Annotated in this window: 14 protein-coding genes; 9 read left to right on the forward strand and 5 right to left on the reverse strand. The window is 60.7% G+C overall.

Annotation, left to right across the window (positions count from 1 at the left end; translation table 11 throughout):
- Positions 1-119 precede the first annotated feature (119 nt).
- The 6 genes from FGA82_RS14675 to argE all read left to right on the forward strand — a co-directional run bounded on the left by FGA82_RS14675 (position 120) and on the right by argE (position 5,211).
- The gene (locus FGA82_RS14675; RefSeq protein WP_141127610.1) at positions 120-938 is read left to right on the forward strand and encodes an alpha/beta fold hydrolase; all 819 of its coding nucleotides are present in this window, start codon (positions 120-122) and stop codon (positions 936-938) included.
- A gap of 62 nt (positions 939-1,000) precedes the next feature.
- Entirely contained in the window at positions 1,001-1,267 is a 267-nt protein-coding gene (locus FGA82_RS14680; RefSeq protein ID WP_141127611.1) for a FecR/PupR family sigma factor regulator, read from the forward strand.
- A 206-nt stretch (positions 1,268-1,473) separates the two neighbouring features.
- Positions 1,474-2,793 carry a flavin-containing monooxygenase gene (locus FGA82_RS14685; RefSeq protein ID WP_141127612.1) on the forward strand — a complete coding sequence of 440 codons (1,320 nt, stop codon included), beginning with the start codon at positions 1,474-1,476 and terminating at the stop codon, positions 2,791-2,793.
- A 58-nt stretch (positions 2,794-2,851) separates the two neighbouring features.
- The gene (locus FGA82_RS14690) at positions 2,852-3,268 is read left to right on the forward strand and encodes a RidA family protein (RefSeq protein WP_099758743.1); all 417 of its coding nucleotides are present in this window, start codon (positions 2,852-2,854) and stop codon (positions 3,266-3,268) included.
- A 120-nt stretch (positions 3,269-3,388) separates the two neighbouring features.
- The gene (locus FGA82_RS14695) at positions 3,389-4,066 is read left to right on the forward strand and encodes a DUF1028 domain-containing protein (protein ID WP_141127613.1); all 678 of its coding nucleotides are present in this window, start codon (positions 3,389-3,391) and stop codon (positions 4,064-4,066) included.
- Positions 4,063-5,211, forward strand: coding sequence for an acetylornithine deacetylase (gene argE / locus FGA82_RS14700; RefSeq protein ID WP_141127614.1), 1,149 nt, complete (start codon positions 4,063-4,065; stop codon positions 5,209-5,211). Before FGA82_RS14695 ends, argE begins: the two co-directional genes overlap by 4 nt.
- 18 nt (positions 5,212-5,229) lie before the next feature.
- On the opposite strand, the gene FGA82_RS14705 is transcribed toward argE, so the two are convergent.
- Positions 5,230-6,141, reverse strand: a complete 912-nt coding sequence (locus FGA82_RS14705; protein ID WP_141127615.1) for a LysR family transcriptional regulator — start codon at positions 6,139-6,141, stop codon at positions 5,230-5,232.
- A 235-nt stretch (positions 6,142-6,376) separates the two neighbouring features.
- On the opposite strand from FGA82_RS14705, the gene FGA82_RS14710 reads away from it, so the two are divergent.
- Entirely contained in the window at positions 6,377-7,792 is a 1,416-nt protein-coding gene (locus FGA82_RS14710) for a purine-cytosine permease family protein (protein ID WP_108226402.1), read from the forward strand.
- Between the two features lie 66 nt (positions 7,793-7,858).
- Here the strand turns inward: FGA82_RS14710 and FGA82_RS14715 are convergent, their stop codons facing one another.
- Genes FGA82_RS14715 through FGA82_RS14725 form a run of 3 tightly spaced genes read right to left on the reverse strand, consistent with a single transcriptional unit; the run spans position 7,859 to position 10,063 of the window.
- Entirely contained in the window at positions 7,859-8,722 is an 864-nt protein-coding gene (locus FGA82_RS14715) for an NmrA family NAD(P)-binding protein (RefSeq protein ID WP_141127616.1), read from the reverse strand.
- 34 nt (positions 8,723-8,756) lie between these two features.
- A complete protein-coding gene (locus FGA82_RS14720; RefSeq protein WP_141127617.1) occupies positions 8,757-9,293 on the reverse strand; it encodes a carbonic anhydrase in 537 nt (178 codons plus the stop codon).
- Between the two features lie 26 nt (positions 9,294-9,319).
- Positions 9,320-10,063, reverse strand: coding sequence for an SDR family NAD(P)-dependent oxidoreductase (locus FGA82_RS14725; RefSeq protein ID WP_141127618.1), 744 nt, complete (start codon positions 10,061-10,063; stop codon positions 9,320-9,322).
- A gap of 165 nt (positions 10,064-10,228) precedes the next feature.
- Here FGA82_RS14725 and FGA82_RS14730 point away from each other — a divergent pair, with 165 nt between their 5' ends.
- Both FGA82_RS14730 and FGA82_RS14735 read left to right on the forward strand, forming a co-directional pair.
- Positions 10,229-11,137 carry a LysR family transcriptional regulator gene (locus FGA82_RS14730; protein ID WP_141127619.1) on the forward strand — a complete coding sequence of 303 codons (909 nt, stop codon included), beginning with the start codon at positions 10,229-10,231 and terminating at the stop codon, positions 11,135-11,137.
- A 1-nt stretch (position 11,138) separates the two neighbouring features.
- Complete coding sequence (locus FGA82_RS14735; protein WP_141127620.1) at positions 11,139-11,762, forward strand: glutathione S-transferase family protein; 624 nt, start codon at positions 11,139-11,141, stop codon at positions 11,760-11,762.
- A gap of 61 nt (positions 11,763-11,823) precedes the next feature.
- Here the strand turns inward: FGA82_RS14735 and FGA82_RS14740 are convergent, their stop codons facing one another.
- A complete protein-coding gene (locus FGA82_RS14740) occupies positions 11,824-12,252 on the reverse strand; it encodes a TOBE domain-containing protein (protein ID WP_077573316.1) in 429 nt (142 codons plus the stop codon).
- Between the last annotated feature and the right edge of the window lie 47 nt (positions 12,253-12,299).

Here is a 12,299-nt window from a genome sequence, read left to right on the forward strand (position 1 = left end):
CTGCAGCAACCCACGACTGTTCCGGCGCAAAACCAGCACCTGCATACAAGTAGCCGAATCGCTTTGCGCTGATAGTGAATGCCGCCATTTCGGCAGCGAACCCTGAAGCAGGAGTTTCCATGAGCACTTTCACCACGCAAGACGGCACCGAGATTTACTTCAAGGATTGGGGCAGCGGTAAACCCGTGCTGTTCAGCCACGGCTGGCCGCTGGATGCCGACATGTGGGAATACCAGATGGAATACCTGAGCAGCCGTGGCTATCGCACCATCGCGTTCGATCGCCGTGGCTTTGGCCGTTCCGACCAGCCGTGGACCGGTTACGACTACAACACCTTCGCCGATGACATCGCGCAACTGATCAACCATCTGGACTTGCGCGACGTGACACTGGTGGGCTTTTCCATGGGCGGCGGCGACGTCAGCCGCTACATTGCCCGGCATGGCAGCGAGCGCGTTGCCGGTCTGGTGTTGTTGGGCGCGGTGACGCCACTGTTCGGCAAGAAAGCCGACTTCCCACAGGGCGTCGACACCTCGGTGTTCGACGGCATCAAGGCGGGCCTGCTGCAGGATCGCGCGCAATTCATCGCCGATTTCGCCGCGCCGTTCTATGGCACCAACCAAGGCCAGAAAGTCTCTGACGGCGTGCTCACGCAAACGCTGAATGTCGCCCTGCTGGCGTCGCTCAAAGGCACGGTGGATTGCGTCACGGCGTTCTCGGAAACCGACTTCCGCCCAGACATGGCCAAGATCGACGTGCCGACGCTGGTGATCCATGGTGACGGTGATCAGATCGTGCCGTTCGAAACCACTGGCAAACAGGCTGCCGCACAAATCAAAGGCGCCGAGTTGAAGGTCTACGCAGGGGCGCCACATGGCTTTGCGGTGACGCATGCGCAGGCCTTGAATGAGGATTTGCTAGCGTTTCTCAAACGCTGAAAATTCGGCATAAAAAAAGTCCGTCGGCATCGCTTGACGGACTTTTTTGTTACCCTCGTTCAATGACCCCTTCCGACCTCAACGAAATGGACGAAGACATCTCTCTGCAAGCCGCCGATTGGTGCATGCGTCTGCACGATGATGACTGTCCGCCGGCTGTACGCGAGGATTTCCAGCGCTGGGTACAACTCGACCCGCGCCATGCTTTCGAATACGAAAAAATGCTCGAAATCTGGGATCTCAGCGGCCAATTGCCGGATGAGCCCGAGACGGCGAAAAAACTCCTCACCGGTCATGGGCTGGCGCCACAACGCAAGCGTGAAATTTAAGAGTCAGGTTCACCCCGACCTTCCCGCATCCAGAGCTGCAACCCGCACTTTTAAAGGCTTTCGCCCCTCTGCATCAGAATTTTATCTTCACATCCCAGCTTAATAATATTTTACCGATATCCCCCCTCTCCCTAGTCTGACCTCAAGCCAAACGGACAAGCCAACAGCGGCCCGAATCCCACTGCCTTGCTAGGAAGGATGTAGAGATGACCCCTGAAATAATAAAAACAGACACGCTGATCGTGGGTGCCGGCCAAGCGGGCGTGGCAATGAGCGAGCACCTGAGCAAACTCGGTGTGCCGCACCTGGTGCTGGAGCGCAATCGCATTGCCGAACGCTGGCGCACCGGACGCTGGGACTCACTGGTTGCCAACGGTCCGGCGTGGCACGATCGTTTTCCCGGCCTGGAATTCGATGACGTCGATCCCGACGGGTTCGCCCCGAAAGAACGTGTAGCCGACTACTTCGAAGCCTACGCGAAGAAATTCAATGCGCCGATCCGCACCGGTGTGGAAGTGAAAAGCGTGGTGCGCAATGTCGGACGCCCGGGTTTCACTGTCGAGACCTCCGAAGGCGTGATCGAAGCCAGCCGCGTAGTCGCCGCGACCGGGCCGTTTCAGAAACCGGTGATCCCGGCGATTGCCCCGCAAGACAAACGTCTGCTGCAAATCCACTCCGCTGACTACCGCAATCCACAGCAATTGCCGGCAGGCGCAGTGCTGGTGGTCGGTGCCGGTTCTTCCGGCGTACAGATCGCCGATGAACTGCAACGCTCCGGCAAGCAGGTTTATCTGTCGGTCGGCGCCCACGACCGCCCGCCTCGCGCTTACCGCAACCGGGATTTCTGCTGGTGGCTGGGTGTGCTCGGCGAGTGGGATCAAGCGGCGATGAAACCCGGTCGCGAGCATGTGACCATCGCGGTCAGCGGCGCCCATGGCGGTCGCACCATCGATTTCCGTGGTCTGGCCCATCGCGGCATGACCCTGGTCGGCGTCACCGAATCGTTCAATAACGGCGTGGTGACCTTCAAGCAGGATCTGCTCGGTAACCTCACTCGTGGCGACGAAAACTATCTGGCGTTGCTCGATGCTGCCGACGCCTACATCGAGCGCAACGGTCTGGACCTGCCGGAAGAACCTGAGGCCCGCGAAACCTATCCGGACCCCGAGTGCGTGAAAAATCCGCTGGCCGATCTGGATTTGGCCAAGGCTGGCGTCACGTCGATCATCTGGGCCACCGGGTTTGCCGTGGATTATTCGTGGTTGCAGGTCGCGGCGTTCGATGACAAGGGCAAGCCTGTGCATCAGCGCGGCGTGTCGAGCGAGCCGGGGGTGTATTTCCTCGGGCTGCCGTGGCAGTCGCGCCGGGGTTCGTCATTTATCTGGGGTGTGTGGCACGACGCCAAGCATGTTGCCGATCACATCGCCACCCAGCGCAAGTATCTCGACTATCGCGATGCCGAGCAGCGTGAAGCCGCGCTGCATTCGAGCAGCAACAACAAAACCGCCGATACCGTCGACGCTTGATTGCCTTTTTCGCTCCGGCGCCGATTGCGCCGGGGCACGCCATCTTCAGGAGTTTCACATGAGCCAGCCAACCCACACGCGCATCCGCATGTTCAACACCAAAGACACCTACCCGAACCAGACGCTGGACAACGATCTGTGCCAGGCCGTTCGCGCCGGCAACACCGTGTATGTGCGCGGTCAGGTCGGCACTGATTTCGACGGCAATCTGATCGGTCTGGGTGATCCGCGTGCGCAGGCTGAACAGGCCATGCGCAACGTCAAGCAACTGCTGGAAGAAGCCGGCAGCGACATGAGCCATATCGTCAAAACCACTACTTACCTGATCGACCCGCGCTATCGCGAGGCGGTGTATGGCGAAGTCGGCAAGTGGCTCAAGGGGGTGTTCCCGATTTCGACCGGACTGGTGGTGTCGGCGCTGGGGCAGCCGCAGTGGCTGATGGAAATTGATGTGATTGCGGTGATTCCTGAGTAAGGCATCACACCGAGTCGCGGCCTTCGCGAGCAAGCTCGCTCCCACATTTGGAATGCATTTCATTGTGGGAGCGAGCTTGCTCGCGAAGAGGCCAGTCCAGACACACAAGGAGTTCATTAAATGACCTTTTCAATCGCAGCCCGCTGCGCCGAAACCGGCCAGTTCGGTGTCGCCATCAGTTCCTCCAGCATCGCCGTCGGCGCGCGCTGCCCGTGGCTGCTGCCCGGCGTCGGCGCCGTGTCGAGCCAGAACATCACCCTGCCGTCCCTCGGCCCGGAAGTCCTCGCGCTGATGGAGCAAGGTCTGGCACCCGACGATGCGCTGGACAAGGTGCTCACGCGCAACGGCTACAGCCAATATCGGCAGATCACCGCGATCAACCACCTCGGCCAGACCGCACATTTCAGCGGAGCGCAAACCCTCGGCGTGCACAACGCCGTGACCGGCGAACAATGCGTCGCCGCCGGCAACATGCTCGCCGGGCGTTCGGTGATCGAAGCGATGGTCAGTGCTTTTGAGGACGGCGAAGGTCAACTCGCCGATCGTTTGCTCAAGGCCCTGCACGCTGCACAAGCGCTCGGTGGCGAAGCCGGCCCGGTGCATTCGGCCGCTGTCGTGGTGGTCGGCGAGCAGACCTGGCCGATCGTCAACCTGCGCGTCGACTGGGCTGATGAAGACCCGATCGGCCAGCTGCAAAAGCTCTGGGATGCCTACGAACCGCAGCTTCAGGACTACATCGACCGCGCCCTCGATCCGGCGAAAGCGCCGGGCTATGGCGTGGCCGGGGACGAGCGATGAACAGCGTCGAGTTGCTCAAGGCGCTGGTGGCGTTCGACACCACCAGCCGTGAATCCAACTTGCAATTGATCGAATTCGTCCGCGACTACCTCGCGGGTTTCGACGTGCCGTGTGCGCTGATCTATAACGATGAGCGCAGCAAAGCCAACCTGTTCGCCACGATCGGCCCGCAGGATCAACCAGGCATTGTGCTGTCCGGGCACACTGATGTGGTGCCGGTCGATGGCCAGCCGTGGACGCTGCCGCCGTTCGAACTGACCGAGCGCGACGGCAAACTGTTTGGCCGCGGTACCGCGGACATGAAGGGTTATATCGCTTGCGTGCTAGCCCTGGTGCCGTCGCTGGTTAAAACGCCGCTGCGCATGCCGGTGCACATTGCCCTGTCTTATGACGAAGAAGTCGGCTGCCTCGGCGTGCGCTCGTTGCTTGAGGTCTTGCAGCAACGCCCGGTCAAGCCGTTGCTGTGCATCATCGGCGAGCCGACCGAGCTGAAACCGGTGCTCGGCCACAAGGGCAAACTGGCAATGCGCTGCGATGTGCACGGCCATCCGTGCCATTCGGCCTATGCGCCACTCGGCGTCAATGCCATCGAATACGCCGCCGAACTGATCGGCGAACTGGGTCGGCTCGGCCAGCAGTTGAAAGCGCCGGAGCATCACGATGCGCGCTTCGATCCGCCCTACAGCACGGTGCAAACCGGGGTGATCAGCGGCGGCAAAGCCTTGAACATCGTGCCTGCCGATTGCCGTTTCGACTTCGAAATCCGCGCCCTGCCCTCGCAAGATCCGGCCCTCGTCGCCGAAGCACTGAAAGCCTACGCCGAACGCGAAGTGTTGCCGCGTATGCGCGCGGTCAGTGCGCAGAGTGATATCCGCTTCAGCGCCTTGTCGGCGTATCCGGGGTTGGCCACCGATGCGCAAAGCCAGGCGGCGGAATTGATTTCAGCGTTCTGCGGCTCAAAGGATTTCGGCACTGTAGCGTTTGGTACAGAAGGTGGACTGTTCGATGCGGTGGGCATTCCCACTGTGATCTGCGGCCCCGGCAGCATGGACCAGGGCCACAAGCCCGACGAGTTTGTCAGCCTCGATCAGTTGCGGGCGTGCGATGCCATGCTGCAACGGATGCTGGCGTTTATCAGCCTCTGACCAGCGGCTCGACGGCACTCACGAGTGCAGTCGGGCCAACTCTTCGCGGCAATGATCGACAAACAACTGCGCCGGTTTGGTCAGTTGCACCCGGCGCAGCCAGGCCGCCGACAATCCCGAACCGGTGACGTTTTCCGCCAGAGGCACACAGACGACTTGCTGGCCGTCGTAGGTGTAGTCGCTGAATGGTTTGGTCACCAGAATCGAAAAGCCGAAACCGTTGCCGACCATGCCGCGCACCATTTCGATCGACGGTGAGCTGAAGACGATATTCGGCGTCAGCCCGCGCTCTTCGAAGATGCTCACGAAATAGGTGCGGCTCGGCACTACATCGAGCAGGATCATCGGCTCCAGCACCAGATCATCCAGCGAGACCTTGGCCTGTTGCGCGAAGCGATGGCTGGACGGCAGCAACGCATATGGCTGTTGCGGCGGCATCAGCGGCGTGGTTTCGATGGTGCTGTCGAGGTCGTGTTCGAACAGCATCGCCACATCGATGCTGCCAGCGGTCAGGGCCTGCACCAGCTCTTGTTGCTCGCCATCACGAATGCGGATTTCCACCCCCGGCCAGCGCGCCTTGAACCCGGCGATCAGGCGCGGCAGGTACAGCGGCGCGACGGTTTCGAAACAGCCGATATCGATCTGCCCCGCCACCACGTCGTTGTCGGCCAAGGCGTTCTGTTCGAACTCATGGGCCACCCGCAGCAGTTCCAGCGCCTTGCGATAGAACCGCGAGCCACTGGGCGTCAGCGAAACTCCTTGCGCGTGGTGACGAATGAACAGCTGCACACCGAAGCTTTCTTCCAGGTGTTTGATCGCGGTGGAAACCGACGGCTGCGCGATGTACAGCTTGCGCGAGGCCTCGGCGACGCTGCCGCAGTCGGCGGTAGTGACGAAGTACTTGAGCTGGCGCAGGTTGTAGGCGGCCATGTGAGTCTCCAAAAGAGCGCGGGTGTTCGCCCTGTTTCCCTGGCGCACGATCAGGTTTGAACATACCGGACGCCCGCGCCATCCGAAGCATATTTTTTTTAAGGTCTGAAGCAACAAACTTACTAATTTATCTATCCCGACGCTTTGCACATGATCACTTCAACAAGAAATGCGCCGCCCGTGCCGGCGCTTGCCGAAGTACGTCCACGTACTCATCCTTGCCTTGGAGTTCGTCATGGCTACCCCTGCAGCATCCTCCGCTCCGCTGATTGAAAAACACACGATAGGATACGTGCCCCCCGAAGATCGCCACGGAAAGGTCAGGGATCTGTTCACGCTCTGGTTCGGCGGCAACATCGCGCCGTTGCCCATCGTCACCGGTGCGCTGGGCGTGCAGTTGTTTCACTTGAATCTGCTCTGGGGCATCGTCGCGATTCTCGTCGGCCACCTGGTCGGCGGTGTGCTGATGGCGCTGCACTCGGCGCAAGGCCCGCAGATGGGTATTCCGCAGATGATCCAGAGCCGCGCGCAGTTCGGCTCTCTCGGCGCGTTGCTGGTGGTGTTGATTGCCGGCGTCATGTACATCGGCTTTTTCGCCTCAAACATCGTGCTGGCCGGCAAGTCGTTGCACGGCGTGGTCGACAGCGTTCCAGTGCCGGTCGGCATCGTCATCGGTGCGTTCGGCTCGGGGATCATCGGCATCATCGGCTACCGCTTCATCCATGTGCTCAACCGCATTGGCACCTGGGTGCTGGGGATCGGCATCGTCGTCGGTTTCGGCTACATCTTCACCCACATTCAGACTGACGATTTCCTCACTCGCGGCAGCTTCAACCTGTCCGGTTGGCTGGCAACGGTGTCATTGGCGGCGTTGTGGCAGATCGCGTTTGCACCCTACGTGTCCGACTATTCGCGTTACTTGCCGGCCGATGTCAAAGTCTCGTCGACGTTCTGGACGACCTATCTGGGTTCGGCGCTCGGTTCGAGTCTGGCATTCATCTTCGGTGCCGTCGCCGTGCTCGCCACACCGGTGGGCATGGACACCATGGACGCAGTAAAACTCGCCACCGGCTCTATTGGCCCGCTGATGCTGGTGCTGTTCCTGCTCAGCGTGATCAGCCACAACGCCCTCAACCTGTACGGCGCGGTGTTGTCGTTGATCACCCTGGTACAGACTTTCGCCTACCGCTGGATTCCTACCGCCAAGAGCCGCGCGGTAATCTCGATCATCGTCTTGCTGGCCTGCTGCTTTGCCGCCGTCGGCGCCTCGAAAGACTTTATCGGCCACTTCGTCGACATGGTGCTGGTGTTGCTGGTAGTGCTGGTGCCGTGGACGGCGATCAACCTGATCGACTTCTATGCGATCCACAAAGGCCAGTACGACATCCAGTCGATCTTCCAGGTCGACGGCGGCATCTACGGTCGCTACAACCCGCAGGCGTTGCTGGCTTACGCGATCGGCATCGCCGTGCAGATCCCGTTCATGAACACGCCGCTGTACGTCGGCCCGGTGTCGGCGCACATCAATGGCGCGGATCTGTCATGGCTGGTGGGGTTGCTGGTGACCTCGCCGTTGTATTTCTGGCTGGCTAACCGCGACACGTCTTATCGTCGGCGGATGATGGGCGGGAAACTGGCGAGCAGTCTGTAAACGGCTTTTTCTGAACGCACCAAGGGCCGGAACGCTATGCAGCGATCCGACCCTTTTTCGTTACCTTCAGATGAAGCGCTGGCGGTGCTCCTCGATGAATTGCGCCGGCGTCTGCAATGGCTGGCCGATGATCGCGGCACCTGTGTCGTCGAGTCCTTCCAGACGCTTTTCGCGCTGGTCGATTTTCACCGCGTTGAAGTGCACGGCAAACGCTGGATCAGCATCGACGCCGAGCAGCCGCACAAACTCTTCGACTTCCACCTGTTCGAAACGCACTTCCTTGCCCAACGTGCTGCCCAACAGCGCGGCGAGTTCGCGGTGGCTGTACTCGATCGGGCCGTGCAGCGCATAGGCCTGACCGCCATGGCCGGCAGGCTTGAGCAGAACATTGGTCACCACCAGCGCGATGTCACTCGCGGCCATGGGCGCAAAACGGCTGTCGGCGTCGAACGGTGTCAGGTAGCGTCCGTCGCGAATAAAGTCGGCGATGTAGAGCATCCATTGGGCGAAGAACGTCACGCGCAGATGCGTGGATGGAATGCCCGACCAAGTGAAAATCTGTTCCGACATCCAATGGTTCAACGTCGCCTGACTGCGCGCATCGGGCCGCGATTGTTTGTGCGACATGTTGACGATGTGCTTGACCCCCTGTTCCTTCGCGGCTTGAGCAAACAGCGCCGCCGCTTCGACCAGACCATCGCTCAACGGATAGCAAAAGTAGGCACCGTCCACCCCTTCCATGGCCGGGCGCAACGACTTGAGGTCGCGCAAGTTACCGAGGTGAATCTCGGCGCCCATGTCCTTGAGCTTTTGCGAGCGTTCATCCTCGCGACGCACCAGGGCCTTGACCTGGTGGCCGCGCTCAAGCAGGGCTTTGACGGTTGGCGCGCCAGTGTCGCCGGTAGAACCTGTTATCAAAAACGTACTCATCGTATTTCTCCAGTTCAACGTTATGAAAGTTCTGCTAAGGGCGCAGGCGGCTGGCCGGCACCACGGTCTCGACGAGCCCCGTCGCGACGTCGTAGACCAGACCGCTGACACTGAAACCAGCAGGCAACTGTGGGTTGGCTTGCAGCGCCGCGACATCGATGGCAACGGCCATATGCGGGTCGCTAATCGCCAGTGCCGGTAATTGCTCCTCGGCTACGCCCATGTATTGCGCCAGCAGCGCCGGTGCGTGGTGCAGGCAACCGCGAATGCCGCAGTCGGTGTGGTGCAGGATGATCAGGTGCCAGCCCTCACCGAGCGGCGCACCGCCGGCCTGAGAAACGCGGCCCAGGATCGTCAGGGTTTCAAACAGTGCCGGGGTGACTCGTCCCCCGACATTGCGGATCACCGCGGCCTCGCCGGGTTGCAGGCCGAGCACCTCCACCGGGTCGACACGCGGATCGACGCATCCGACGATCAGCGTGCGCTGTGAAGGAATGATCTTCAGTTCGGCCGAGAAGCCGCTGGCGGCAAACGCAGCATTGCGTTCGAGCAGGGTTTGCAGGAAGTCCATGGCACACCTCGATCAAGGATGGGCAATCAGCCGCGTTGTGGCAGACGTGTCGACATCAGCGCCTGAAGTTTTTGCGGATCAGCGGTGAATGCCTGATGAATGCTGCGCGACTGGGCACCGGCGATGACCTCATCGTTGATGCCGGCTTCGATTGCATCCAGCGCATCCGTGACCACTTCGAGCGGGCTCAGACGCGGTTCCGGGAGCTTCGCGCCCATTGCCGTTTCAGTCTGCACCGCCAGCACGCCGACCACCTGAACACCCTGCTCGCCCAACTCGGCACGCAAACTGCGGGTCAGCGACAGGCCGGCGGCTTTCGAGGCGGAGTAGGTTGCCGCCATTGGCAGACTGACCAGAGAAAGCATCGACAACATGTTCAACACCGCACCACCCGAGGCCGCCAGAACCGGTGCAAACGCCCTGGTCAGTGCCAACGGGCCGAAGTAATTCACTTCCATTTCCAGACGGGCGTCGAGCATGTCCGGCGCGCTGATCGCGCCATCAAACGCGGCATACCCGGCGTTATTGATCAGCAGCGTGACATCGGCGGCCACGCTGGCAGCGGCAGCCACCTGATCCGGGTCAGTGACGTCGAGCGGCAGCGGCACCAGGCGGCGATCGCCGCTCTTGAGCAGGTCGGTCAGCGAAGCGGTATCACGAACTGCGACGTAGACCTTGGCGGCGCCTCGCTTGAGCAGTTCTTCGGCGAAGGTACGACCGATGCCGCGGTTGGCACCGGTGACCAGGGCAATGGAATGGGCGATTTGCATGGTGTATTCCTCGAATGTCGATAAGGCCAAGTGGGCGGAGGCGGCAGCGGTGCCGCGTTTGCGATGTGGCCAATATCAACCCTCCGATCCATGCTCGGTAGCCAGTGAATTGGGCTAAGATTTATCTCGATCCAGCATCAATCCTCCGCACGCACGGGAACCGGCATGCCACTCAAAGACCTTCACAGCCTGCGGCTCTACACCCGCGTTGCGCGCCTGGGCAGTTTTTCGGCCGCCGCCCGCGAGGCGGGCCTGACGCAATCCCAAGTGTCGAGAATGATCGCCGAACTGGAAGCCAGCCTCGGCACTCGGCTGCTGTCGCGCACCACCCGCGCGGTGGTAGCGACCGAGGCGGGCCTGGAATTCCTGGCGCGGATGGAGCCGATTCTCGCCGCTGTCGACGATGCCGAAAACAGCGTGCGCGAAACCGGTGAATTGCGCGGTTTGCTGCGCATCGGCATGCCGTCGACGATGGCCATTCGCGTGGTGATCCCGCGCCTGTCGGCGTTCACCGAACGTCACCCGCAACTGCACCTCGAACTGATGCTCGAAGATCAATGGCAGGACATGGTCAAGGAAGCGGTCGATGTCGGGATTCGGGTCGGCAAGTTGCCGGATCTGGCCGGCACGGCAAAACTGATCGGCAGCATGCAGCGGATCGTCGTGGCATCTGCCGCTTATCTCGCACGATCAGGTCCACCGGAACGCCCCGAAGACCTTGAACAGCATCGGATCATCGGCGGCCCGGCGTCGGCGCATGCTTCATCGTGGCAATTCGAGCGTGACGGTGAAATCACGTCTGTGAGCCTGAGCTCGCAGATTTCGGTGAACGACACCGCCGGCGCGTTGGCGGCTGCCGTGGGTGGTTTGGGTGTCACCTCGACCACGTCATGGGCCTGTGCGCAGGAATTGCACGACGGCACGCTGCTGCAACTGTTACCGACATGGAAAATGGCCGACCTGCCGGTTCACGCCTATTTCCCCATGGGCCGCGCGACACGGCTGGCGGCGCGCGCATTCGCTGACTTTCTCGCCAGCGCACTCGAACAATCACCCACCCTTTCAGAGCAATGACATGTTGCGAATACTCGGTAAGGCCTCATCGATCAACGTGCGCAAAGTGCTATGGACCTGCGCAGAACTGCACATTCCCTTTGAGCGCGAAGACTGGGGCTCGGGGTTCAAATCGACGAATACGCAGGAGTTCCTCGCCTTGAATCCCTGCGCCATGGTGCCGGTAATTCAGGACGCAGACTTCACGTTGTGGGAATCGAACACGATTATTCGTTATCTGGTGTCGCGCTACGGCGGCGCGCAGCTGTATCCGCTTGAGCCGGTGGCCCGGGCGCGGGTCGATCAATGGATCGACTGGCAGGCTTCGGAGCTGAATCGCTCGTGGTCGTACGCCTTCATGTCACTGGTGCGCAAGTCGCCGGATTATCAGGACAGCGCTGCGCTCGCCGTCGGGATCGAAGAATGGTCGAAGAACATGCAGATCCTTGATCGACAGTTGCAATCGACCGGTGCTTACGTCAGTGGCGAAGAGTTTTCACTGGCAGATATCCCGACCGGACTGTCAGTGAACCGCTGGTTCGAAACACCGCTTGAGCATTCGCATCTGCCCGCCGTCCGCGCCTACTACGAGCGCTTGAACCAACGCGAAGGCTATCGCCTGTACGGGCGAAACGGCACGCCATAACGCAAAAAACCGCTGATCCCGAATCGCGGAATCAGCGGTTTTTATTTGCCTGAAAAGTAAATCAGGCTGGCACGCCCAGAATGATGTGCGAAGCCTTGATCACCGCAGTCGCGCTGACGCCCTTGGCCAGGCCCAGCTCGGCGACGGCATCACGGGTCACGATCGAGTAAACCTTCGAACCACCAGCCAGTTCGATCACCACTTCAGCGTTGACAGCACCGTCCGTCACGCTCAGCACTTTACCTTCCAGGCAGTTGCGCGCCGAGAGGCGGATGTCGCTGGACTCGGTCATCAGCATGACCCATGGCGCCTTGACCAGCGCGACGGCTTCTTTGCCGACGGCGATGCCGAGGTTCTTGATGCTTTCCATGGTCACGACTGCAACCAGTTGCTCACCGCCAGCCAGGGTCAGTACCACTTCGGCGTTGACCGCACCGGCCTGAACATTGCTGACTTTGCCTTTGAATACGTTGCGTGCACTGACTTTCATGATGGACGTCCTGTTTTTTGACTTTGTAGTTAGGAAACGGCGTGCAT

It is taken from the genome of Pseudomonas fluorescens, assembly GCF_005938625.1.
GTDB lineage: Bacteria > Pseudomonadota > Gammaproteobacteria > Pseudomonadales > Pseudomonadaceae > Aquipseudomonas > Aquipseudomonas fluorescens_BD.

What these genes read in the sequence shown, in the direction of transcription:
- FGA82_RS14720 (WP_141127617.1), bottom strand. Translation starts at nt 9,293, where the DNA reads ATGGACTTCCTGCAAACCCTGCTCGAACGCAATGCTGCGTTTGCCGCC.
- FGA82_RS14735 (WP_141127620.1), top strand. Translation starts at nt 11,139, where the DNA reads ATGTTGCGAATACTCGGTAAGGCCTCATCGATCAACGTGCGCAAAGTG.
- FGA82_RS14675 (WP_141127610.1), top strand. Translation starts at nt 120, where the DNA reads ATGAGCACTTTCACCACGCAAGACGGCACCGAGATTTACTTCAAGGAT.
- FGA82_RS14715 (WP_141127616.1), bottom strand. Translation starts at nt 8,722, where the DNA reads ATGAGTACGTTTTTGATAACAGGTTCTACCGGCGACACTGGCGCGCCA.
- FGA82_RS14685 (WP_141127612.1), top strand. Translation starts at nt 1,474, where the DNA reads ATGACCCCTGAAATAATAAAAACAGACACGCTGATCGTGGGTGCCGGC.
- FGA82_RS14695 (WP_141127613.1), top strand. Translation starts at nt 3,389, where the DNA reads ATGACCTTTTCAATCGCAGCCCGCTGCGCCGAAACCGGCCAGTTCGGT.
- FGA82_RS14690 (WP_099758743.1), top strand. Translation starts at nt 2,852, where the DNA reads ATGAGCCAGCCAACCCACACGCGCATCCGCATGTTCAACACCAAAGAC.
- FGA82_RS14730 (WP_141127619.1), top strand. Translation starts at nt 10,229, where the DNA reads ATGCCACTCAAAGACCTTCACAGCCTGCGGCTCTACACCCGCGTTGCG.
- FGA82_RS14725 (WP_141127618.1), bottom strand. Translation starts at nt 10,063, where the DNA reads ATGCAAATCGCCCATTCCATTGCCCTGGTCACCGGTGCCAACCGCGGC.
- FGA82_RS14705 (WP_141127615.1), bottom strand. Translation starts at nt 6,141, where the DNA reads ATGGCCGCCTACAACCTGCGCCAGCTCAAGTACTTCGTCACTACCGCC.
- FGA82_RS14680 (WP_141127611.1), top strand. Translation starts at nt 1,001, where the DNA reads ATGACCCCTTCCGACCTCAACGAAATGGACGAAGACATCTCTCTGCAA.
- FGA82_RS14740 (WP_077573316.1), bottom strand. Translation starts at nt 12,252, where the DNA reads ATGAAAGTCAGTGCACGCAACGTATTCAAAGGCAAAGTCAGCAATGTT.
- FGA82_RS14710 (WP_108226402.1), top strand. Translation starts at nt 6,377, where the DNA reads ATGGCTACCCCTGCAGCATCCTCCGCTCCGCTGATTGAAAAACACACG.
- argE (WP_141127614.1), top strand. Translation starts at nt 4,063, where the DNA reads ATGAACAGCGTCGAGTTGCTCAAGGCGCTGGTGGCGTTCGACACCACC.